A 22,451-nucleotide genomic window follows, 5' to 3' on the forward strand; every position below is an offset into this window, starting at 1 on the left:
AATCAATTGCATTGGCTATAACGAGACGAATCAGCGAAGCCTATCGAGTAAAAATAATTCTCATTTAGTTCAGGATCACCAGCGCCGGGAACTCCTGAAGCCGCGCCGAGGTGATATGGGCCAGCGAACGGACCACGTCCAGCGGCTGGTCGAGGCGGTAATTGCCAGTCACAGCGACGTTGGCCAATTGTTCGTTACTGTTGATGATCCAGCCGGGGTAATAGCGTCGCAGCTCGGCCAGTACCTGGCTCAGTGGCCGGTTTTCGAACACCAGCCGACCCTGGACCCAGGCCAGGTCCGTGTTGGCCTCGAGCCGGGCCGGGCGGTCGAAGCCGTTGGGGCCGATGCGGATGCTTTCGCCGGCCGACAGCCGCACATGGGCGTCGTTGCGGGTGGCCCGCAGGTCCACGTCGCCGCGCTGCACCTGGACTTGCGCCACGCCGTCGAGGTAACGCACGGCGAATGTGGTGTCGCTGACGCTGGCCGTGACCGGGCCGGCATCGATTTCCAGCGGCAGGTTACGGTTGCCCGGGACTTCGAAAAATGCCTCGCCCTTGTACAGGCGCGCGACATGCCGTTGTTCGTTGAACGTGCTGGAGAAGGCCGAGTCGGTGTTGAGCAGGACTTTGGAGCCGTCCTCCAACTGCAGGCGCTGGCGCTCACCGACCACGGTCAGGTGGTCGGCCTGCAAGCGCAGGGGCAGGTCGCTGAAATTGAACAGGCCGAGAAACAGCACGGCGGCGGTGGCCAGGGGTTTCCAGTGGGCGCGCAGGCGCGACAGCGCGGTGACCTTGGGCGCGGCTGCAAGTTGGCGGGCACTTTCCATCACCTGCGGGCCGTTCCAGATCGCCTGGGCCCGGGCGAACGCCTCGCCGTGGCGTGGATCGGCTGCCAGCCAGGCGTCGAACTGCCGCGTCTGTTCCTCGCTGGGGTTGTCCAGCCGGATCAGCCAGTCCAGCGCCTGCTCCATGGCATGGGTGGTTTCCTGCGTCGCAGTGGGCTCGGCAGAGCGGTGATTGTCCGTCACAGTGGGTTCTCGGTATTAGCGGCACGGGCTCAAGCTACAAGCTGTACGCAGCAAGTGGCAAGCGTGTACGCAGCTTATGGCCTGAAGCGTGAGGCGGGTCACTGCTCGCCGTGGCTACGTTCAGCCACACCCACACAGATCGCCATGATCAGTTTCAGTTCCTTTTGCACGGTGCTCAGGGACACGCCCAGGCGTTCGGCGATTTGCTGGTAACTGTGGCCATGCAGGCGGCTGAGAATGAAGATCTGCTGCTGTCGCGAACTCAGGGCCTGGAGGCTGACGTTCAGGCGCTCAAGCAGTTGTTGGGCATGGGCGGCGTCCTCGGCACTGCTCTGGGGGGCGACGACGTTGTGGACGACCTCCGGCGGTACGTCATCGAGCAAGGTCCGCGACTGGATGCGCCGGGCACGCAGATGGTCCAGCGCCAGGTTGCGGGCGGTCTGGAAAACAAAGGGCTCGAGGTGTTCGACCGTGCGTTCGCCCAAAGCGCGGGTGACGCGCAGGTAGGTTTCCTGAAGCAGGTCTTCGGCGGTACTGGGGTTGCTGACCATGCGCTCGAGGGTGCGCAGCAGCGGCGTGCGCTGGGCGAGGAAGACGAGATGAAAGCGCGATTGACTCACGGTAGGGCCCGATCCGGTTCGAGTAGATGATAATGCTTATCATCTACTCGGCAGGTCAAGCCTTCATTTCATCACGCCGAGCCCATGTGAGGAGCGCAAACCTGTGGGGAGCGAACCTGTGGGAGCAAAGCTTGCTCGCGATGACATCGTCATATGCAGCACCTGTGCTGGCTTTGAAATCGCTATCGCGAGCAAGCTTTGCTCCCACAGGTTTGCTCCCACTGGCCTGCTCCCAAGGTTTGCTCTTACAGGCTCGCTCCACATTGGCCAGCAGTCAGTTACTCGGCGTTACACAACGCCAGGCAGTTATCCAGCATGCGGTTGGAGAAGCCCCATTCGTTGTCATACCAGGCCAGTACCTTGAGCAGCTTGCCGCTGGCCTTGGTGTGGTTGGCGTCGAAGATCGACGACAGCGGATTGTGGTTGAAGTCACTGGAGACCAGCGGCAGGGTGTTGTAGCCGAGGATCTTCGAATGCTGGCTGGCATGGCGCAGCAGTTCGTTGACTTCTTCGGCCGACGCTTCGCGCTTGAGTTGCACGGTGAGGTCGACCAGGGACACGTTGATCACCGGTACGCGCACTGCCATGCCGGTCAGCTTGCCGGCCAGTTCCGGCAGCACCAGGCCCACCGCTTCGGCGGCGCCGGTCTTGCTCGGGATCATGTTCTGGGTGGCCGAACGGGCGCGGTACGGGTCGCTGTGGTAGACGTCGGTCAGGTTCTGGTCGTTGGTGTAGGCATGGATGGTGGTCATCAGGCCGCTTTCGATGCCCAGCTCGCGGTGCAGCACCTGGGCCACCGGGGCCAGGCAGTTGGTGGTGCACGAAGCGTTGGAGATGATCTGGTGGGACTGGCGCAGGATATCGTGGTTCACGCCATACACGACGGTAGCATCGGCACCCTTGGCCGGGGCCGAGATGATCACCTTGCGGGCGCCGGCGCTGATATGCGCGGCGGCCTTGGAGCGATCGGTGAACAGGCCGGTGCATTCGAACACGACGTCGATTTTTTCAGCCGCCCAAGGCAGTTCGGCCGGGTTGCGGATGGCGCTGACCGAGATGCGGTCGCCATTGACCGTCAGGCTTTCGTGGTCGTGCTGCACATCGGCATCGAACGTGCCGTGGACGGTGTCGAACTTGAGCAGATGAGCATTGATTGCACTGTCACCCAGGTCGTTGATGGCGACGATCTGCAGGTCGCGGCGATAGCCTTGGGTATACAGTGCACGGAGGACGTTGCGGCCGATGCGGCCAAAACCATTAATTGCGATTCGAAGAGTCATTAACTGCGCCGCCGTCGATTTGTTGTTGGAATTACAAGATTATTCGCATAAAAATAGAAAACAAGCCTTTTTAGTGGCAATATTTTGTTTTATCTACAACGAGTGACCTGAATCAACTGGTCCGAATGGTCAAGAAACCGTCTGTCGCCTCGCCTTTTACACAGCGTGCAGCGGGCTTTTGACCAGCATAGACAATCAGGTCGCCACACCCCGTTAGCCTGGAGTTCTACACATGCATCCCCGCGTTCTTGAGGTCACCGAACGGCTTATCGCCCGCAGCCGCGCCACGCGTCAGGCTTACCTTGCATTGATCCACGGTGCAGCCAGCGACGGGCCGATGCGCGGCAAGCTGCAGTGCGCCAACTTCGCTCACGGCGTGGCTGGCTGCGGCACCGAAGACAAGCACCACCTGCGGATGATGAACGCCGCCAACATCGCCATCGTGTCGTCCTATAACGACATGCTCTCGGCCCACCAGCCCTACGAAACCTTCCCGGAACAGATCAAGAAAGCCCTGCGCGAGATCGGCTCGGTCGGCCAGTTCGCCGGTGGCACGCCCGCGATGTGCGACGGCGTGACCCAGGGTGAGGCGGGGATGGAACTGAGCCTGCCGAGCCGCGAAGTGATCGCGCTCTCCACGGCGGTGGCGCTGTCCCACAACATGTTTGACGGCGCACTGATGCTCGGCATCTGCGACAAGATCGTCCCGGGTCTGATGATGGGCGCGCTGCGCTTTGGTCACTTGCCGACGATCTTCGTGCCAGGCGGGCCGATGGTCTCGGGCATTTCCAACAAGGAAAAAGCCGACGTCCGCCAGCGCTACGCCGAAGGCAAGGCCACCCGCGAAGAGCTGCTGGAATCGGAGATGAAGTCCTACCACAGCCCTGGCACCTGCACCTTCTACGGTACCGCCAATACCAACCAGTTGTTGATGGAAGTGATGGGCCTGCACTTGCCGGGCGCCTCGTTCGTCAACCCGAATACGCCACTGCGCGATGCCCTGACCCGTGAAGCGGCATTCCAGGTGACGCGCATGACCAAGCAAAGCGGCAACTTCATGCCCATCGGCGCAATCGTCGACGAACGCTCGCTGGTCAACTCCATCGTTGCGCTGCACGCCACTGGCGGTTCCACCAACCACACCCTGCACATGCCGGCCATCGCCATGGCGGCGGGTATCCAGCTGACCTGGCAGGACATGGCCGACCTCTCCGAGGTGGTGCCGACCCTGAGCCACGTCTACCCGAACGGCAAGGCCGACATCAACCACTTCCAGGCGGCGGGCGGCATGTCGTTCCTGATCCGTGAATTGCTGGAAGCCGGTTTGCTCCACGAAAACGTCAACACCGTGCTCGGCCATGGCCTGAGCCGCTACACCCAGGAACCGTTCCTCGAGGATGGCGAGCTGGTGTGGCGCGACGGCCCGATCGAAAGCCTCGACGAAAACATCCTGCGCCCGGTGGCTCGCGCGTTCTCGCCTGAGGGCGGCCTGCGGGTGATGGAAGGCAACCTGGGCCGTGGCGTGATGAAGGTTTCGGCTGTGGCCCTGGAAAACCAGGTCGTCGAAGCCCCGGCCATGGTCTTCCAGGACCAACAGGACCTGGCGGACGCGTTCAAGGCCGGCCTGCTGGAAAAGGATTTTGTCGCAGTGATGCGCTTCCAGGGCCCGCGCTCCAACGGCATGCCGGAGCTGCACAAGATGACGCCGTTCCTCGGTGTGCTGCAGGACCGTGGCTTCAAAGTGGCGCTGGTGACCGATGGGCGCATGTCCGGCGCGTCGGGAAAAATCCCGGCGGCCATTCATGTCAGCCCCGAAGCTTATGTCGGCGGTGCGTTGGCCCGGGTGCAGGAGGGCGATATCATCCGTGTCGATGGCGTCAAAGGCACCTTGGAATTGAAGGTGGACGCCGAGGAATTCGCCGCGCGCACGCCGGCCAAGGGCCTGTTGGGCAACAACATCGGCACCGGTCGCGAGCTGTTCGGTTTCATGCGCATGGCCTTCAGCTCGGCGGAGCAGGGCGCCAGCGCCTTCACTTCTGCCCTGGAGACGCTTAATTGAAATTGGCTTTGGTCGGTGACATCGGTGGGACCAACGCACGCTTTGCGCTGTGGAAAAACCACACCCTGGAAAACATCCAGGTGCTGGCAACGGCGGATTATGCCTGCCCGGAAGATGCCATCCAGGTGTACCTGAGTGGCCTGGGCCTGAAGCCGGGCGCGATCGGTTCGGTGTGCCTGTCGGTGGCCGGTCCGGTGAGCGGCGATGAGTTTCGCTTTACCAACAATCACTGGCGCCTGAGCAACCTGGCGTTCTGCCAGACCTTGCAAGTGGAGAAGCTGTTGCTGGTCAACGACTTCTCGGCCATGGCCCTGGGCATGACCCGTTTGCGTCCCGATGAATACCGGGTCGTGTGCGAAGGCACCCCGGAGCCGTTGCGCCCGGCAGTGGTGATCGGCCCGGGCACCGGCCTGGGCGTTGGTACGTTGCTGGACCTGGGCGAAGGTCGTTTCGCGGCGTTGCCGGGGGAGGGCGGCCATGTCGACCTGCCCATGAGCAGCCCGCGGGAAACCCAGCTGTGGCAGCACATCTACAACGAAATCGGCCACGTCAGCGCCGAAACCGTCCTGAGTGGCAGCGGTTTGCCTCGGGTGTACCGGGCCATTTGCGCGGTGGACGGCCATGTGCCGGTGCTCGACACCCCCGAATCCATCACCGCCGCCGGCCTGGCCGGCGACCCGATTGCCCTGGAAGTGCTCGAGCAGTTCTGCCGCTGGCTGGGGCGCGTGGCCGGCAACAATGTGTTGACACTGGGCGGGCGCGGTGGTGTTTACATCGTCGGTGGTGTGGTCCCAAGGTTTGCCGATTTCTTCCTCGAAAGTGGTTTCGCTCGCTGCTTCGCCGACAAGGGCTGCATGAGCGATTACTTCAAGGGCATTCCGGTCTGGCTGGTGACCGCGCCGTACTCGGGCCTGATGGGCGCGGGTGTGGCGTTGGAGCAAAGTTAAGACCGCGTCGCTTGCATCGCGGGCAAGCCTTGCTCCCACAAGATGTGCTTGATCTTGCGGGGAGCACTGTGGGAGCAAAGCTTGCTCGCGATAAGGTCCGAACAGGCGATAAAAACTCGATGTCCATCAGGCATAATCGCCCCCATCCAAACAACAAGGACGAGGCCCGTGAGTTCAGTGAACAAATCGATTTTGTTGGTCGACGACGACCAGGAGATTCGCGAACTGCTGGACACCTACCTCAGCCGTGCGGGTTTCCAGGTGCGGACCACACCCGACGGCGCCGGGTTTCGCCAGGCGCTGAACGATGCACCGAGCGACCTGGTGATCCTTGATGTGATGCTGCCTGATGAGGACGGCTTCAGCCTTTGCCGCTGGGTTCGCCAGCACCCGCGCCAGGCCCATGTGCCGATCATCATGCTCACCGCCAGTTCCGACGAGGCCGACCGGGTCATTGGTCTTGAACTGGGCGCCGATGATTACTTGGGCAAGCCTTTCAGCCCACGGGAATTGCAGGCGCGCATCAAGGCGCTGCTGCGTCGGGCGCAATTCGGCCAGGAGCGCTCCGGCGGCGAAGTGCTGGCCTTCGATGAATGGCGGCTGGACATGGTCAGCCATCGGCTGTTCCACACCGACGGTGAAGAAGTGATTCTCTCCGGTGCCGATTTCGCCCTGCTCAAGTTGTTTCTCGATCACCCCCAGGAAATCCTCGACCGCGACACCATCGGCAATGCGACCCGCGGTCGTGAGCTGATGCCCCTGGACCGGATCGTCGACATGGCGGTCAGTCGCCTGCGCCAGCGCCTGCGTGACACCGACAAGCCACCGCGGCTGATTCGCACGGTGCGTGGCAGCGGTTATCAACTGGCGGCCAGTGTGGTTGCCAGCAATGGTCATTGACTGGATCAAAAAAATCGCCCGACGCGTGCCGGTGCCGCGCTCGTTGCTGGGCCGGATGCTGCTGCTGACCTTGCTGGTGGTGTTGTTCGCCCAGACCCTGTCCAGCCTGATCTGGGTCTCGCAACTGCGCGCCACCCAACTCGAAGGCCTGGTCACCAGTGCCCGCAGCCTGGCCCATTCGATGACCGCCAGCGTCAGTTATTTGCGTTCGCTGCCGGTGGCGTACCGGCCATTGGTGCTGGACCAATTGCGCAGCATGGGCGGTACGCGGTTTGTCGTGACCCTCAACGACAAGCCCCTGGGCATGGACGTGCTGCCGATCACACCGCGCAAACTGGCGGTGCTCAAGGCGGTGGATGATGTGCTGCGCCGTTCATTGGGCAGTAACGCCGACATCTCGGTGAATTTTGTCAGCCCCGACGACCTGCGAATTTTCAACGCCGGGCTCAAGCTCGATGAACTGCCCCGTTCGTGGGCTCACTACGCCTTGACCCTGGAACCGGTGAACCCGCCGGTATTGGTCACGCAAATCCAGATGGCGCCGGGGGAGTGGCTGTACATCGCTTCGCTGTTGCCCGAACCCTACACCAGCCTCGAAGAGCAAGACCTGCCCACGCAACAGGTCGGTTTCATCGTGCTCACCAGCAGCTTGCTGTTGCTGTTCATCGGCTTGCTGGTGCACTGGCAGAGCCGACCGCTCAAGCGTTTGGCCCGGGCCGCGCGGGACATGTCCCTGGGCGCCGAGGTGGAGCCGGTGGCCGAGGGCGGCGGCAGTGAAGTGGTGGAGGTGGGGCGCGCGTTCAATGCCATGCGCGAACGCATCAGCCGTTACCTGACGGAACGCAGCCAGTTGTTCAGCGCGATTTCCCACGACTTGCGCACACCGATCACCCGCTTGCGGCTGCGGGTCGAGTTGCTGGAGGACGAAAACCTGCAAGCCAAGTTCGGTCGTGACCTGGATGAGCTGGAGCTGCTGGTCAAAGGCGCGCTGCAATGCGTCAAGGACACCGACATCCACGAAAACATCGAGCCGGTGGACCTCAACCATGTGCTCGATTGCCTGGTCGAACCTTACCTGGCGCCCAACGGCAACGGCCGGGTGACCCAGGATGGCCGGGCGCTGGCGCCGTATCCTGGCAAGCCGCTGGCCCTCAAGCGCTGCATCGGCAACCTGATCGACAACGCCTTGAAGTATGGCCAGAACGCCCACCTGCACATCGATGACGATGAAACCGCCTTCATCCTGCACGTCGACGACGAAGGCCCCGGCGTGCCGGAACAGCGTCTGGAGCAAGTTTTCGAACCGCACTTTCGCCTCGCCGGGCAACAGCAGGGTTATGGCCTGGGCCTGGGCATCGCCCGCAACATCGCCCACAGCCATGGCGGCGAAGTGAGCTTGCAGAACCTGCGTGAAGGCGGGTTGCGGGTGACGTTGCAGTTGCCTCGCAGTGTGGAGTAGCCAGCCCTGTTGACTGATCGTTCCCACGCTCTGCGTGGGAATGCAGCCCGGGACGCTCTGCGTCCCATCTAAAGCCGAACGCGGAGCGTCCGTTGATGCATTCCCACGCGGAGCGTGGGAACGATCATCAAAGGAAATGTCACAACTCGGTGACATAACTCGCCCCTTTCGTTACCTGCCCCTCGCCATCCCTTGTTTAGACTCCCTGCGTCAAAACAACAAAAAAGGTACCACCCAATGGACACCTTCCAACCGGCCTTCAGCAGTTGGCTGAATGCCCCTGCCCACCAGCAATGGCTTGCCGACGAAGGCTTGCGGTTGCTGGCGTTCGCCAAGGCGTCGAAGCTGGCGGACGGCTTTGGCAACCTGGACGAGCGCGGCCACCTGCCGGCCGATGCCCGGGCCGAGACCATGAACACTGCGCGCATGACCCACAGCTTCGCCATGGCCCACATCCAGGGCCTGCCGGGGTTTGCCGAGCTGGTGGACCACGGCGTCCAGGCGCTGAGCGGCCCCTTGCGCGACGCCGAGCACGGTGGCTGGTTTGCCACGACGCGGCCTGATGAAGACGGCGCGGGCAAGGCGGCCTACCTGCATGCCTTCGTTGCCCTGGCGGCCAGTTCCGCGGTAGTGGCCCAGCGTCCCGGCGCCCAGGCGTTGCTGGACGAAGCGGTGCGGATCATCGATGAGCATTTCTGGTGTGAGGAGGAGGGCGCGCTGCGCGAATCCTTCAACCGCGACTGGAGCGAGGAAGAGGCCTATCGCGGCGCCAACAGCAACATGCACGCCACCGAAGCCTTCCTCGCCCTGGCCGATGCCACCGACGACCCACGCTGGCTGGCCCGCGCGCTGCACATCGTCGAACGGGTGATCCACGGCCATGCCGCCGCCAACGACTACCTGGTGGTGGAGCATTTCGATCGTCACTGGCAGCCGTTGCGCGAATACAACCAGGACAATCCTGCCGATGGTTTCCGACCCTACGGCACCACCCCTGGCCACGGTTTCGAATGGGCGCGACTGCTGCTGCACCTTGAAGCCGCACGGGTCCAGATCGGCATGCTGACCCCGGGTTGGCTGGCCCAGGACGCGCAAAAACTCTTCGACCAGAACTGCCGTCACGGCTGGGGCGTCGATGGTGCGCCGGGCATTGTCTACACCCTGGATTGGGACAACCGCGCCGTGGTTCGCCATCGCCTGCACTGGGTCCACGCCGAAGCGGCGGCCGCTGCCAGCGCCTTGCTCAAGCGCACCGACGAGGCGAAGTACGAAGCCTGGTACCGGCGATTCTGGGAGTTCTGTGACAAACATTTCATCGATCGCTGCAACGGCAGCTGGCATCACGAACTCGATCCGCAAAATTGCCCCAGCGCCGATATCTGGCCGGGTAAGCCGGACCTGTATCACGCCTGGCAGGCGGTCTTGATTCCGCGCCTGCCCCTGGCACCGAGCATGGCGTCAGCCCTGGCGCGGTTATCCAGCGCTTCGCCTGTGTAACCATGTCGTGACATTTGCACGTCCCTTCGTTACCTGCGAAGGGATTCCCTCTGATTAGAATCCATGCAGCGCAAGCACCAGACTTGCATGCATAACAACAAGAAAGGTAATTCTAGATGAATGCGATTTCTCGCCTCGCTACTGTCATTTCTCTTGCTTCCTTGCTTCCCGTCGCAGCCTTCCCTGTCACTACCCTTGCCGCCGAATCGAAAGGTTCCGTGGAAGTCGTCCACTGGTGGACGTCGGGTGGCGAAAAAGCCGCGGTCGATGTGCTCAAGGCCCAGGTAGAAAAAGACGGCTTTACCTGGAAGGACGGCGCTGTCGCCGGTGGTGGCGGTTCCACTGCCATGACCGTGCTCAAGAGCCGTGCCGTGGCCGGCAACCCACCGGGCGTCGCCCAGATCAAGGGTCCGGACATCCAGGAATGGGCGTCCACCGGGCTGCTCGACAGCGACGTCCTGAAAGACGTTGCCAAGGCCGAGAAGTGGGACAGCCTGCTCGACAAGAAAGTCTCCGATACCGTGAAGTACGAAGGTGACTACGTCGCCGTGCCGGTGAACATCCACCGCGTCAACTGGCTGTGGATCAACCCGGAAGTCTTCAAGAAAGCCGGCATCGAAAAGGCACCGACTACCCTCGAAGAATTCTACGCCGCCGGCGACAAGCTCAAGGCCGCGGGCTTTATTCCGCTCGCCCACGGTGGCCAGCCTTGGCAGGACAGCACCGTATTCGAAGCCGTGGTGCTCTCGGTCATGGGCGCTGATGGCTACAAGAAAGCCCTGGTCGACCTGGACAGCAAGGCCCTGACCGGTCCGGAAATGGTCAAGGCGCTGACCGAGCTGAAGAGAGTCGCGACCTACATGGACCCCGACGGCAAGGGCCAGGACTGGAACCTGGAAGCAGCCAAGGTCATCAACGGCAAGGCCGGCATGCAGATCATGGGTGACTGGGCCAAGAGCGAGTGGACCGCGGCGAAGAAAGTCGCCGGCAAGGACTACCAGTGCGTGGCCTTCCCGGGCACCGACAAGGCCTTCACCTACAACATCGACTCCCTGGCGGTGTTCAAGCAGAAGGACGCAGGCACTGCGGCTGGCCAGCAGGACATCGCCAAGGTCGTGTTGGGCGAGAACTTCCAGAAAGTCTTCAGCATCAACAAGGGCTCGATCCCGGTTCGTAACGACATGCTCGGCGACATGGCCAAGTACGGTTTCGATTCCTGTGCCCAGACCGCTGCCAAGGACTTCCTGGCGGACGCCAAGTCCGGTGGCCTGCAACCAAGCATGGCGCACAACATGGCGACCACGCTGGCCGTGCAGGGTGCGTTCTTCGATGTGGTGACCAACTACATCAACGACCCGAAAGCCGACCCTGCCGATGCTGCCAAGAAACTCGGCGCAGCGGTTCAGTCAGCCAAGTAATTAGCGCCGCTTCCTTTGTGGGAGTGAGCCTGTGGGAGCAAAGCTTGCTCGCGATGAACGATAACGCGGTCATTGGAAAGACCGAGGTGCCTTCATCGCGAGCAAGCTCAGCTCCCACACAAGCTCTCTCCCACAAAGGGATGCCCTTGTAACCTTGTTTTGGATCTTCCCATGAGTTCTGTTGCTGTGTTCAGCAAGGCCTCGCCGTTCGATGCATTGCAGCGCTGGCTCCCGAAACTGGTGCTGGCGCCGAGCATGTTCATCGTCCTGGTGGGCTTCTATGGCTATATCTTGTGGACGTTCGTCCTGTCGTTCACCACTTCGACGTTCCTGCCGAACTACAAATGGGCAGGCCTGGCGCAATACGCCCGGCTGATGGACAACGACCGCTGGTGGGTGGCGAGCAAGAACCTGGCGCTGTTCGGCGGTCTGTTCATCGGCATCACCCTGGTGATCGGTGTGTTGCTGGCGGTGTTCCTCGACCAGCGCATTCGTCGCGAAGGTTTCATCCGCACCATTTACCTGTACCCGATGGCGCTCTCGATGATCGTCACCGGTACGGCCTGGAAATGGCTGCTCAACCCGGGCATGGGCCTGGACAAATTGTTGCGTGACTGGGGTTGGGAAGGCTTCCGCCTGGACTGGCTGATCGACCCGGATCGCGTGGTGTACTGCCTGGTGATCGCGGCGGTATGGCAGGCCTCGGGCTTCATCATGGCGATGTTCCTGGCCGGCCTGCGCGGTGTCGATCAATCGATCATTCGTGCCGCGCAGATCGATGGCGCGAGCATGCCGCGCATCTACTGGAAAGTGGTGCTGCCGAGCCTGCGTCCGGTGTTCTTCAGCGCCGTGATGATCCTGGCTCACATCGCGATCAAGAGCTTCGACCTGGTGGCGGCGATGACCGCCGGTGGCCCGGGTTACTCCTCCGACCTGCCAGCCATGTTCATGTATTCCTTCACGTTCAGTCGCGGTCAGATGGGCATGGGCTCGGCCAGTGCAATCCTGATGCTCGGTGCGATTCTCGCAATCATCGTGCCTTACCTGTACTCCGAGCTGAGGACCAAGCGTCATGACTAGTCTCGCTGCCAAACCTTCCCTCAGCCTGAGTCGCATCGCGATCTACGCGGTGCTGATCCTCGCTGTATTGCTTTACCTGGTGCCGTTGGTGGTCATGCTGTTGACCAGCTTCAAGACGCCGGAAGACATCAGCACCGGCAATCTGCTGAGCTGGCCGACCGTGGTCAGCGGCATCGGCTGGGTCAAGGCCTGGGCCACGGTCGACGGCTACTTCTGGAACTCGATCAAGATCACCGTCCCGGCGGTGCTGATCTCTACCGCCATCGGTGCCTTGAACGGCTACGTGCTGTCGATGTGGCGTTTTCGCGGTTCGCAGTTGTTCTTCGGCCTGTTGCTGTTCGGGTGCTTCCTGCCGTTCCAGACCGTCCTGCTGCCGGCCTCGTTCACCCTCGGCAAGATGGGCCTGGCCAGTACCACCACGGGCCTGGTGTTCGTGCACGTGGTCTACGGCCTGGCATTCACCACGCTGTTCTTCCGCAACTACTACGTCAGCATTCCCGATGCACTGGTGAAGGCGGCGCGGCTGGACGGTGCGGGGTTCTTCACCATCTTCCGGCGGATCATCCTGCCGATGTCCACCCCGATCATCATGGTCTGCCTGATCTGGCAGTTCACCCAGATCTGGAACGACTTCCTGTTCGGCGTGGTGTTTTCCAGCGGTGATTCGCAGCCCATCACGGTGGCGCTGAACAACTTGGTCAACACCAGTACCGGAGCCAAGGAATACAACGTGGACATGGCGGCGGCGATGATCGCCGGGCTGCCGACCCTGCTGGTCTATGTGGTCGCAGGCAAGTATTTCGTGCGCGGTCTGACGGCCGGCGCAGTCAAGGGGTAATCATGGCAACGCTTGAACTTCGCAACGTAAACAAGACCTATGGTGCCGGCCTGCCGGACACCCTGAAGAACATCGAGTTGTCGATCAAGGACGGTGAGTTCCTGATCCTCGTCGGGCCTTCGGGCTGCGGCAAGTCGACGCTGATGAACTGCATCGCCGGCCTTGAGACCATCACCGGTGGCGCGATCATGATCGGCGACCAGGACGTCAGCGGCATGAGCCCGAAGGATCGCGACATCGCCATGGTGTTCCAGTCCTACGCGCTGTACCCAACCATGAGCGTGCGCGAGAACATCGAGTTCGGCCTGAAAATCCGCAAGATGAAACAGTCGGACATCGACGAAGAAGTCAACCGCGTGGCCAAGCTGCTGCAGATCGAGCACCTGCTCAATCGCAAGCCCGGCCAGCTCTCCGGCGGGCAGCAACAGCGCGTGGCCATGGGCCGGGCGCTGGCGCGGCGGCCGAAGATCTACCTGTTCGACGAACCGCTGTCCAACCTCGACGCCAAGCTGCGGGTCGAGATGCGTACCGAAATGAAACTGATGCACCAGCGCCTGAAGACCACCACGGTCTACGTGACCCACGACCAGATCGAAGCCATGACCCTGGGCGACAAAGTGGCGGTGATGAAGGACGGGATCATCCAGCAGTTCGGCACGCCAAAAGACATCTACACCAACCCGGCCAACTTGTTCGTGGCGAGCTTCATCGGTTCGCCACCGATGAACTTCATCCCGCTGCGCCTGCAACGCAAGGACGGTCGCCTGCTGGCGCTGCTCGACAGCGGCCAGGCCCGTTGCGAGCTGCCGATGGGCATGCAGGACGCGGGCCTGGAAGACCGCGAAGTGATCCTGGGCATGCGCCCGGAGCAGATCATGCTGGCCGGCAGCGAGCCCAATGGCTTGCCGACCATTCGCGCCGAAGTCCAGGTCACCGAGCCCACCGGGCCGGACACCCTGGTGTTCGTCAACCTCAACGACACCAAGGTCTGCTGCCGCCTGGCGCCGGACGTGGCGCCGCAAGTCGGGGAGACCCTGACGCTGCAATTCGATCCATCGAAAGTGTTGCTGTTCGACGCCAAGTCCGGCGAACGCCTGGGCGTGGCCGGCCAGCCGCAAGCCGATGCCCGATCGGCGAACGTGGCGCAGTTCAAAGGTCGATGAACAAATGGGGGAGGGGGCTTGTGGGAGCAAAGCTTGCTCGCGATGAACGATAACGCGGTCATTCGAAAGACCGAGGCGCTTTCATCGCGAGCAAGCTCAGCTCCCACACAAGCTCTCTCCCACAGGAAGGAGTATGCGGTGAGTGGGGGACCATCCGCCGTAATCGTTGTAAACCGCGTTAGATAAAAACAGTTAATAACAATAAAGACGAGGATGTAGGGATGAAGAAGAAAAATAACGCCCAGCTTATCTGCCAGTTGTCAGCCGTTGCGGCGATGATGCTGGCCGGTAGCGCACACGCTGCCGACGCGTTCAGCGCCGATTCGCAGTGGATGACGGGTGACTGGGGTGGCGAACGGACCAAGCTGATCGAGCAAGGTATCGATATCAAGGCTGACTTCGTCGGCGAGATGGGCGCCAACCTCCACGGCGGCTACAACGATGACAAGACCGCGCGCTGGTCCCAGCAGTTTGGCCTTGGGGTCGCCCTCGACCTGGAAAAACTGGCGGGCTGGGGTGATACGGAAGCCAAGATCCAGTTCACCCGGCGTGACGGTCGCAACATCTCCAACGACCGTATCGGTGATCCACGTGCCGGTACCCTCAGTTCCTCCCAGGAAGTCTGGGGCCGTGGGCAAACCACGCGTCTGACCCAGTTGTGGATCAAGCAGAAGTACTTCGACAGCAAACTGGATGTCAAAGCCGGTTATTTCGGTGAGGGCGAAGACTTCAACACCTTCCCGTGCGAGTTCCAGAACCTGGCGTTCTGCGGTTCGCAAGCGGGTAACTGGGCGACCGGCATCTGGTACAACTGGCCGATCATGCAGGCGGCGATTCGCGTCAAATACAACCTCACGCCTGAGCTCTATGCGCAAATCGGCGCCTACAACCAGAACCCTTCGCAACTGGAAAACAAGAACCGCTACAAGCTGAGCGGCAGCGGTACCAAGGGTACCCTTATTCCGGTCGAATTGGTCTGGTCCCCCAAGATCAATAACTTGCCGGGCGAATACCGTGTCGGTTACTACAAAAGTACGGCCAAGGCTGATGACGTCCGTGAGGACGAAGATGGCAACGACGCCGCCACCACCCGCAACGCCTACCGCAGCCACAGCAGCAAGGACGGCTACTGGTTCGTCGCGCAGCAACAGCTCACCACCCACAACGGTGACGCTTCGCGCGGCCTGAACATCGCGGCCAACGCCACCTTCCATGACAAGGAAACCAACGTCGTCGACAACTACCAGTCGCTGATGTTCGTGTACAAGGGGCCGTTCGATGCGCGTCCGAAAGACGATGTCGGGATCGGTTTCTCGCGTATCCATGTCAACGAAGACGTGAAGAAAAACGCCGAGTTGGTCAACGCCGCCAATGACGTCAGCGACTACGATGATCCGCTGTTCTCGCCGCTGCGCAGCACTGAGTACAACTACGAGATCAACTACGGTTTCCACGTGACCAACTGGCTGACCGTGCGTCCGAACCTGCAATACATCACCCACCCAGGTGGTGTGGATGAAGTCGACAACGCGCTGGTGGCCGGCCTGAAAATTCAGTCGGTGTTCTAACGCTGTTGCGATAAGCTCCTCTCTATGTGCGCATATTTGCGGACGGCCAAGGCTGTCCGCTTTTTTTTGCAAGGTGGCTGGCACAGAACCTGTGGGAGCAAGGCTTGCCCGCGATGAAGACAACGCGGTCTCCCAGGGAAGCGAGGCGCTTGCATCGCGAGCAAGCTTTGCTCCCACAGATAAATCGCCTTGCCGCAACAAGCGTTGCAAACAGATGAGCAACTCAATGATTTCCAGGACCGCGGCCCATGCATGAGCATCCGCTACAACGCTTTTTCAGATCCTTGCGCGAACGCCCGGTGTTCGCGTGGGAGCGCTATCGGCAGCGCGATGTGTTGGTAATCGACCACCCGTTGTGCCAGGCGGTGTTCAGTCGCCAGGGCGCGCAGTTGCTGCATTTTCAGCCCAAAGGCCAGAAACCCTGGTTGTGGTGCGCGGCCAAGTGGCCGCAAGTCGGTGCGATACGCGGCGGGGTGCCGGTGTGCTGGCCGTGGTATGGCCGCCATCCCAGCGAAAACGCCTGGCCGTCCCACGGCTGGGCGCGCTTGATCGATTGGAAACTGCTCGACAGCCGCAGTGATGACGACGGTGTGCATTTGCACTGGCAGCTGCAATTGTGCGACTGGCAAGTGGACCTACATGCAGACTTGGGTGAACGCATGGAGCTGCGCTTGAGCACCGAGCACCAGGACAGCCTGCCATGCCAGTTGAGCCAGGCCTTGCACGCCTATTGGCGTATCGGTGACGTCGGTGAGGTAGCGCTGTCTGGTCTCGAAGGCGCCCAGGGCTACGACCAGTTGAGCCGTGCGGTTTGCCAGCAGGAAGGCGAGTTGCGGGTCGAGGGTGGCTGCCAGCGGGTGTTCCAGCATGAGGGCGAATTGCAGCTCAAGGACCACGCCTGGCAGCGCGAATTGTGCATCGACACCGGCGACAGCGCCGACACCGTGGTCTGGCATCCCGGCGCACGGCCGTTGCTGGGGGTGAGTTGGGATGAAGTCAGCGAATTCGTCTGCGTCGAAGCGGCCAGTGGCGGCACCGACAGCCTGTGCCTGGCGCCGGGGGAGCGGGCGCATTTGAGTTTGCAGGCGTGGGTGGGGGCTTGATTCAGGTTAGTGGGCGAGACTAATGGCCCCTTCGCGAGCAGGCTCGCTCCCACAGGGTTTTGTGAACGCCAAAGATCCAGTGTGGGAGCGAGCCTGCTCGCGAAGACGGACTATCAGACACCGAAGCTTCTAGGCCGAATCAGTTGAACTCATCCCCCACCGGATACCGGCTGGCATTCAGGCTTTCCTTGATCTTGCGCAGATGCGGCTGGAAGTCCACGCCCCGACGCAGGGTCATGCCGGTGGCGAGCACGTCCAGCACGGTGAGCTGGATGATCCGTGAGGTCATCGGCATATAGATATCAGTGTCTTCGGGCAGGGGGATGTTCAGGCTCAGGGTACTGGCCTTGGCCAGTGGCGAGCCTTCGGCGGTCAGGCCCAGCACCGACGCGCCGTTTTCCCGGGCGATGCGCGCCACTTCCACCAGCTCACGGGTACGACCGGTGTAGGAAATGATCACGAACAGTTCACCGGTATGGGCCACCGACGCGATCATGCGCTGCATCAGTACGTCGGCGTGGGCGGTCACCGCCAGGTTGAAGCGGAAAAACTTGTGCTGGGCATCCAGCGCCACCGGGGCGGAGGCGCCGAGGCCGAAGAAGTGGATCTGCCGGGCCTGGATCAGCAGATCCACCGCGCGACTGATCAAATTGGGATCAAGGGCCTGGCAGGCGCTGTCCAATGAGGCAATGGCACTGCCAAAGATTTTTCGGGTGTAGGCTTCCGGGTTGTCGTCGGCCTCCACCGCACGGCTCACATAAGCAGCGCCGCTGGCCAGGCTTTGGGCCAGTTGCAGCTTGAGCTCCGGGTAACCGCTGACGCCGAACGAGCGGCAGAAACGGTTGACGGTCGGTTCACTGACCGAAGCCGCCTGGGCGAGGGCAGCGATGCTGAAGCGGGTCGCCTGCTGCGGGTTGAGCAGGATGATCTCGGCCACCTTGCGTTCGGCCTTGTTCAGGTCTTCAAGGCGACTCTGGATCTGTTCCAGTAAATTTCGCACGCGGTCCATACAAGATTCCTAGGAAGACGGGTCTTTGATACGACCCTTTGCGGTGGCCTATCCTACTGATGGCTCCGACGGACCACCACTCGGAATCGGTATTTTCGAAAAATGTTGTGGTTATTACTACATTTTTCCTTGAGTGATGCCTTGAAAAAAGGTATTTGTAGTTTAACTTGATAAAAGAACAAACATCATGCCTTCGATTACGGTTGAACCGTGCACCTTTGCCTTGTTTGGCGCGTTGGGCGATCTGGCCTTGCGCAAGCTCTTTCCTGCCCTCTATCAGCTCGATGGCGCCCAGTTGTTGCACGAGGACACGCGAATCATTGCGCTGGCCCGTGAACCCGGCGGCGAGCAGCAGCACCTGGCATTCATCGCCGCCGAACTGCGGCGCTACGTCGGTGAAAAAGACCTGGACGAAGCCGTGTTCGAGCGCTTCCTGGCGCGATTGACTTACCTGCACGTGGATTTCCTCAAGGCCGACGATTACGTCACCTTGGCCGAAGCGGCCGGCTCAACCCAGCAGGTCATTGCCTATTTCGCCACCCCAGCGGCGGTGTATGGGGCGATCTGCGAGAACCTGGCGAAGGTCGGCTTGAGCGAAAACACCCGTGTCGTGCTGGAGAAGCCCATCGGTTCGGACCTGGAGTCTTCGCGCAAGGTCAACGACGCCGTGGCGCAGTTCTTCCCGGAAAACCGTACCTATCGCATCGACCATTACCTGGGCAAAGAGACGGTCCAGAACCTGATCGCGCTGCGGTTTGCCAACAGCCTGTTCGAAACCCAGTGGAACCAGAACTACATTTCCCACGTGGAAATCACCGTGGCCGAGAAGGTCGGTATCGAAGGCCGCTGGGGCTATTTCGACAAGGCCGGTCAACTGCGGGACATGATCCAGAACCACCTGTTGCAGTTGCTGTGCCTGATCGCCATGGACCCACCGGCCGACTTGTCCGCCGACAGCATCCGTGACGAGAAGGTCAAGGTGCTCAAGGCCCTGGCGCCGATCAGCCCGGAAGGCTTGACCACCCAGGTGGTGCGCGGCCAGTACATCGCCGGCCACAGCGAAGGCAAGGCAGTGCCTGGCTACCTCGAAGAACCCAACTCCAACACCCAGAGCGACACCGAGACGTTCGTCGCCCTGCGCGCCGACATCCGCAACTGGCGTTGGGCCGGGGTGCCGTTTTACCTGCGTACCGGCAAGCGCATGCCGCAAAAGCTGTCGCAGATCGTCATCCACTTCAAGGAACCGTCCCACTACATCTTCGCGCCCGAGCAGCGCTTGCAGATCAGCAACAAGCTGATCATCCGCCTGCAACCGGACGAAGGGATTTCCTTGCGAGTGATGACCAAGGAGCAGGGCCTGGACAAGGGCATGCAATTGCGCAGCGGTCCGTTGCAACTCAACTTCTCCGACACCTATCGCAGCGCACGGATTCCCGATGCCTACGAGCGGTTGTTGCTGGAAGTCATGAACGGCAATCAGAACCTGTTTGTCCGTAAAGATGAAATTGAAGCCGCGTGGACGTGGTGTGACCAGTTGATCGCCGGATGGAAGAAATCCGGCGATGCGCCCAAGCCGTATGCGGCTGGGTCCTGGGGGCCGATGAGCTCCATTGCACTGATCACGCGGGATGGGAGGTCATGGTATGGCGATATCTGAATTGAAACTGCCGCAGGGCGTTCGCGCCCATGAATTCAAGAACCCGGTGGTGCTGGCCGAAGGCCTGGCGCTGAACGTGGCCGAGCAGTTGCGCAACGCAATCGAGGCGCGCGGTGCGGCGACCCTGGTGGTCTCTGGTGGCCGCAGCCCGGTGGCGTTTTTCCAGCACCTGGCCAAGCAGGCGCTGGACTGGTCCAACGTGGTGGTCAGCCTGGCCGATGAGCGCTGGGTACCGGTTGAACACGCCGACAGCAACGCCGGCCTGCTCAAGCGTTACCTGCTGCAAGGCGCGGCAGCCAAGGCCCAGTTCCTGAGCCTTTACAGCGCCAGTGCCAATCTGGAAGCGGCTGCCGAGCAGGCCGATCGTCTGTTGGCCGAGTTGCCGCCGATCGACGTGCTGGTATTGGGCATGGGCGATGACGGGCACACCGCCTCGCTGTTCCCTGACAGCCCGAACCTGGCCCAGGCCCTGGACGCCAATGGCACACGTCGCTGCTGGCCGATGCTGGCGCCGACCGTGCCGCACCAGCGCCTGACCATGAGCCGCGCCTTGCTGGCTTCGGCGCAACACAAAGTGCTGTCGATTTCCGGTCAGTCGAAATTGACCACCTTGAACGCTGCGGTGGCGGGTGACGATGTCGCCGAAATGCCGATCCGCGCGTTTTTGCAACCTACGTTAGAGATTTACTGGTGCCCATGAACCAAGGATCAGCCGCTATGACAAACCCATCCCCGACCGTTTCCATGGCGGACAAAGTTGCCCTGATCGACAGCCTCTGCGCCAAGGCGCGGATCCTGCCGGTGATCACCATCGCCCGTGAACAGGACATCCTGCCGCTGGCCGATGCCCTGGCTGCCGGTGGCCTGACGGCGCTGGAAGTGACGCTGCGTTCCCAATACGGCCTCAAGGCTATCCAGGTGCTGCGCGAGCAGCGTCCGGAACTGGTGACCGGTGCCGGCACGGTGCTCGACCGCCACATGCTGGACGCCGCCGAGGCGGCCGGTTCGCAGTTCATCGTCACTCCGGGCATCACCCGTGATCTGCTCGAGGCCAGCGTCTACAGCTCTATCCCGTTACTGCCTGGCATCAGCAACGCCTCGGGCATCATGGAAGGCTACAGCCTGGGCTATCGTCGCTTCAAACTGTTCCCGGCCGAAGTCAGCGGCGGCGTCGCGGCTATCAAGGCCTTGGGTGGTCCGTTCGGCGAAGTGAAATTCTGCCCGACCGGCGGCGTGAGCCCGGCCAACATCAAGAGCTACATGGCGTTGAAAAACGTGATGTGCGTGGGCGGAAGCTGGATGCTTGATCCTGAGTGGATCAAGAACGGCGACTGGGCCCGCATTCAGGAATGCACCGCCGAGGCCTTGGCGCTGCTGGACTGATTGTTTTACCGAACCTCGTTGGGTGTTCTACGGTTTTACGGTGCGCTTGGTCGGCGCGCCGTTTTTTTTTGCCTGGGTTTTATCTCACCAAGCAGGATGAACACTGAATTTGTGGCGAGGGGATTTATCCCCGCTGGGCTGCACAGCAGCCCCAAACAAGGTTGACTCAACCTATCTGACGCACCGAGTTGTCAGGTTTTGGGGCCGCTGCGCGCCCCAGCGGGGATAAATCCCCTCGCCACAACTACATTCGGCTCAGGTGAATAAGTGCTTTGGTCAACCGCTCGATATCACTCGCCAAGGTTATCAGCCCCGGGGTAATGCGAATGCACGGCCCGACGCTGGTGTGGCGTACCACCGTGAAGATCCCATGCTCGTGGAGCAATCGATCGGCCATCGCCTGTTGATCGGCCTGGGCGGTGAAGCGCATCGCGGTGATCCCGCAATAGAGACGCCGGTCATCCGGGGTCATGACTTCGATGCCCGGCACATCGCGCACGGCGCTCACCCATAGGTCGCGCAGATAACAGAGGCGTGCGCCTTTGGCCGAGGCGCCACCCAGGGCCTGGTGTTCTTCGAAGACCAGCGGCAGGGTGAGCAGGGCAGGGATGTTGGGCGTGCTGTGGGGCGTACGTGAGCGGACGTCGGTGGCGGGGTAGCTGTCTTCGTCCATGTCCGGGTCAATGTCGGCCAAGCGCTGCGGGGCGATGTACAGGAAGCCCTGGGAGAGGGGCCCGCCGATCCACTTCTGCAGGTTGAACCCGGCGAATTCGATCCCGAGCTTCTTCAGGTCGAAATCGATCTGGCCCAGGGCGTGGGCCCCGTCGAGGATGATGTCGACGGCAAACTCGCGGGCATTCTCGGCAATGGCCTGGACCGGCATCACCAGCCCGGTGAGGTGGTTGACGTAGGTCAGCGCCATCAGCTTGAGGCGCGGGTAGCGAATGAACGCTTCGCGATAGGTGCCCACCAGGCTTTCGAAACTGGCAGGGTGCTGGTGGACGATTTCGATCACCTCCACGCCACGCTGGCGGGCCAGCCAGCGCATGGCGCTTTTGACCGAGGCATATTCCAGATCACAGATCAGCACTTGATCGCCCGGCTTGAGGCCGTTGTAGTTGCGAATCAGCGTCTGCAAGGCGTCCACCGCGCTACCGGCCAATGCCACGCTCTGGGGGGATGCGTGGATCAGCCGGGCTACCTGTCGACGAATGGCTTCGCCGTGTTCACGGTCGAAATGCTGGCGCACGTACACCGAGTTGCCCCGGTTGATGAATTCGATGTTGCGCTGGTACTCCTCCACCACGGTGCGGGACATGCGCCCGAAGTAGCCATTTTCCAGATTGAGTGGCCCGGCGGGATCAACGTCGTAGCGGCCGACAAACGTCTGCCAGAAAGCTTCATCATGGGCGCGTAGCGTGTTTTCGGGCATGACGGGGCTCA

At 61.6% G+C, this 22,451-nt stretch carries 19 protein-coding genes; 14 read left to right on the forward strand and 5 right to left on the reverse strand.

Annotated features, from left to right (window positions below):
- Positions 1–64: 64 nt before the first annotated feature.
- From B0E42_RS06405 to gap, 3 genes are all read right to left on the reverse strand, one after another.
- A complete protein-coding gene (locus B0E42_RS06405; protein ID WP_077506018.1) occupies positions 65–1,027 on the reverse strand; it encodes a FecR domain-containing protein in 963 nt (320 codons plus the stop codon).
- A 98-nt stretch (positions 1,028–1,125) separates the two neighbouring features.
- Positions 1,126–1,647 (reverse strand): RNA polymerase sigma factor, encoded by a 522-nt coding sequence (locus tag B0E42_RS06410; protein WP_018611039.1) that lies wholly within the window; start codon positions 1,645–1,647, stop codon positions 1,126–1,128.
- A 278-nt stretch (positions 1,648–1,925) separates the two neighbouring features.
- Positions 1,926–2,927: a type I glyceraldehyde-3-phosphate dehydrogenase gene (gene gap / locus B0E42_RS06415; protein WP_003198523.1), complete on the reverse strand. Its 1,002-nt coding sequence runs from the start codon at positions 2,925–2,927 to the stop codon at positions 1,926–1,928.
- A gap of 232 nt (positions 2,928–3,159) precedes the next feature.
- Here gap and edd point away from each other — a divergent pair, with 232 nt between their 5' ends.
- The 11 genes from edd (at position 3,160) to B0E42_RS06470 (ending at position 16,959) form a co-directional block, all read left to right on the forward strand.
- The gene (edd, locus tag B0E42_RS06420) at positions 3,160–4,986 is read left to right on the forward strand and encodes a phosphogluconate dehydratase (RefSeq protein ID WP_018611036.1); all 1,827 of its coding nucleotides are present in this window, start codon (positions 3,160–3,162) and stop codon (positions 4,984–4,986) included.
- A complete protein-coding gene (locus B0E42_RS06425; protein WP_018611034.1) occupies positions 4,983–5,933 on the forward strand; it encodes a glucokinase in 951 nt (316 codons plus the stop codon). Before edd ends, B0E42_RS06425 begins: the two co-directional genes overlap by 4 nt.
- A gap of 168 nt (positions 5,934–6,101) precedes the next feature.
- Entirely contained in the window at positions 6,102–6,833 is a 732-nt protein-coding gene (locus B0E42_RS06430) for a response regulator (protein WP_003184616.1), read from the forward strand.
- Positions 6,823–8,292 carry an ATP-binding protein gene (locus B0E42_RS06435; RefSeq protein ID WP_018611031.1) on the forward strand — a complete coding sequence of 490 codons (1,470 nt, stop codon included), beginning with the start codon at positions 6,823–6,825 and terminating at the stop codon, positions 8,290–8,292. Before B0E42_RS06430 ends, B0E42_RS06435 begins: the two co-directional genes overlap by 11 nt.
- 237 nt (positions 8,293–8,529) lie before the next feature.
- The gene (locus tag B0E42_RS06440; protein ID WP_077506020.1) at positions 8,530–9,789 is read left to right on the forward strand and encodes an AGE family epimerase/isomerase; all 1,260 of its coding nucleotides are present in this window, start codon (positions 8,530–8,532) and stop codon (positions 9,787–9,789) included.
- A gap of 116 nt (positions 9,790–9,905) precedes the next feature.
- A complete protein-coding gene (locus B0E42_RS06445; RefSeq protein WP_024616917.1) occupies positions 9,906–11,207 on the forward strand; it encodes an ABC transporter substrate-binding protein in 1,302 nt (433 codons plus the stop codon).
- A gap of 171 nt (positions 11,208–11,378) precedes the next feature.
- Positions 11,379–12,287, forward strand: coding sequence for a carbohydrate ABC transporter permease (locus B0E42_RS06450; RefSeq protein ID WP_003198535.1), 909 nt, complete (start codon positions 11,379–11,381; stop codon positions 12,285–12,287).
- On the forward strand, positions 12,280–13,125 hold the full coding sequence (locus B0E42_RS06455; protein WP_014336917.1) for a carbohydrate ABC transporter permease: 846 nt from the start codon (positions 12,280–12,282) through the stop codon (positions 13,123–13,125). Before B0E42_RS06450 ends, B0E42_RS06455 begins: the two co-directional genes overlap by 8 nt.
- A 2-nt stretch (positions 13,126–13,127) precedes the next feature.
- Entirely contained in the window at positions 13,128–14,288 is a 1,161-nt protein-coding gene (locus B0E42_RS06460; RefSeq protein ID WP_018611023.1) for an ABC transporter ATP-binding protein, read from the forward strand.
- 221 nt (positions 14,289–14,509) lie between these two features.
- Positions 14,510–15,856: a carbohydrate porin gene (locus B0E42_RS06465; RefSeq protein ID WP_077506022.1), complete on the forward strand. Its 1,347-nt coding sequence runs from the start codon at positions 14,510–14,512 to the stop codon at positions 15,854–15,856.
- Positions 15,857–16,104: 248 nt separating this feature from the next.
- Positions 16,105–16,959: a D-hexose-6-phosphate mutarotase gene (locus B0E42_RS06470; RefSeq protein ID WP_024616915.1), complete on the forward strand. Its 855-nt coding sequence runs from the start codon at positions 16,105–16,107 to the stop codon at positions 16,957–16,959.
- Between the two features lie 139 nt (positions 16,960–17,098).
- Here the strand turns inward: B0E42_RS06470 and B0E42_RS06475 are convergent, their stop codons facing one another.
- A complete protein-coding gene (locus tag B0E42_RS06475) occupies positions 17,099–17,959 on the reverse strand; it encodes a MurR/RpiR family transcriptional regulator (protein ID WP_170842276.1) in 861 nt (286 codons plus the stop codon).
- Positions 17,960–18,155: 196 nt separating this feature from the next.
- On the opposite strand from B0E42_RS06475, the gene zwf reads away from it, so the two are divergent.
- From zwf to B0E42_RS06490, 3 genes are read left to right on the forward strand one after another with little or no spacing between them, the layout of a single operon-like run.
- On the forward strand, positions 18,156–19,625 hold the full coding sequence (gene zwf, locus B0E42_RS06480; RefSeq protein WP_018611016.1) for a glucose-6-phosphate dehydrogenase: 1,470 nt from the start codon (positions 18,156–18,158) through the stop codon (positions 19,623–19,625).
- Positions 19,612–20,325: a 6-phosphogluconolactonase gene (pgl, locus tag B0E42_RS06485; RefSeq protein ID WP_018611014.1), complete on the forward strand. Its 714-nt coding sequence runs from the start codon at positions 19,612–19,614 to the stop codon at positions 20,323–20,325. Before zwf ends, pgl begins: the two co-directional genes overlap by 14 nt.
- Before the next feature lie 17 nt (positions 20,326–20,342).
- Positions 20,343–21,008: a bifunctional 4-hydroxy-2-oxoglutarate aldolase/2-dehydro-3-deoxy-phosphogluconate aldolase gene (locus B0E42_RS06490; RefSeq protein ID WP_018611012.1), complete on the forward strand. Its 666-nt coding sequence runs from the start codon at positions 20,343–20,345 to the stop codon at positions 21,006–21,008.
- A 244-nt stretch (positions 21,009–21,252) separates the two neighbouring features.
- On the opposite strand, the gene B0E42_RS06495 is transcribed toward B0E42_RS06490, so the two are convergent.
- Positions 21,253–22,440, reverse strand: a complete 1,188-nt coding sequence (locus B0E42_RS06495) for an aminotransferase class V-fold PLP-dependent enzyme (RefSeq protein WP_077506024.1) — start codon at positions 22,438–22,440, stop codon at positions 21,253–21,255.
- Between the last annotated feature and the right edge of the window lie 11 nt (positions 22,441–22,451).

It is taken from the genome of Pseudomonas sp. A25(2017), from assembly GCF_002001065.1.
GTDB lineage: Bacteria > Pseudomonadota > Gammaproteobacteria > Pseudomonadales > Pseudomonadaceae > Aquipseudomonas > Aquipseudomonas kilonensis.

Bases quoted from the DNA above. Each gene is read 5' to 3' on its own strand.
- B0E42_RS06435 (WP_018611031.1), top strand. From the start codon at position 6,823: ATGGTCATTGACTGGATCAAAAAAATCGCCCGACGCGTGCCGGTGCCG.
- B0E42_RS06445 (WP_024616917.1), top strand. From the start codon at position 9,906: ATGAATGCGATTTCTCGCCTCGCTACTGTCATTTCTCTTGCTTCCTTG.
- B0E42_RS06455 (WP_014336917.1), top strand. From the start codon at position 12,280: ATGACTAGTCTCGCTGCCAAACCTTCCCTCAGCCTGAGTCGCATCGCG.
- B0E42_RS06460 (WP_018611023.1), top strand. From the start codon at position 13,128: ATGGCAACGCTTGAACTTCGCAACGTAAACAAGACCTATGGTGCCGGC.
- B0E42_RS06465 (WP_077506022.1), top strand. From the start codon at position 14,510: ATGAAGAAGAAAAATAACGCCCAGCTTATCTGCCAGTTGTCAGCCGTT.
- B0E42_RS06440 (WP_077506020.1), top strand. From the start codon at position 8,530: ATGGACACCTTCCAACCGGCCTTCAGCAGTTGGCTGAATGCCCCTGCC.
- edd (WP_018611036.1), top strand. From the start codon at position 3,160: ATGCATCCCCGCGTTCTTGAGGTCACCGAACGGCTTATCGCCCGCAGC.
- B0E42_RS06470 (WP_024616915.1), top strand. From the start codon at position 16,105: ATGCATGAGCATCCGCTACAACGCTTTTTCAGATCCTTGCGCGAACGC.
- gap (WP_003198523.1), bottom strand. From the start codon at position 2,927: ATGACTCTTCGAATCGCAATTAATGGTTTTGGCCGCATCGGCCGCAAC.
- B0E42_RS06490 (WP_018611012.1), top strand. From the start codon at position 20,343: ATGACAAACCCATCCCCGACCGTTTCCATGGCGGACAAAGTTGCCCTG.
- zwf (WP_018611016.1), top strand. From the start codon at position 18,156: ATGCCTTCGATTACGGTTGAACCGTGCACCTTTGCCTTGTTTGGCGCG.
- B0E42_RS06495 (WP_077506024.1), bottom strand. From the start codon at position 22,440: ATGCCCGAAAACACGCTACGCGCCCATGATGAAGCTTTCTGGCAGACG.
- B0E42_RS06450 (WP_003198535.1), top strand. From the start codon at position 11,379: ATGAGTTCTGTTGCTGTGTTCAGCAAGGCCTCGCCGTTCGATGCATTG.
- pgl (WP_018611014.1), top strand. From the start codon at position 19,612: ATGGCGATATCTGAATTGAAACTGCCGCAGGGCGTTCGCGCCCATGAA.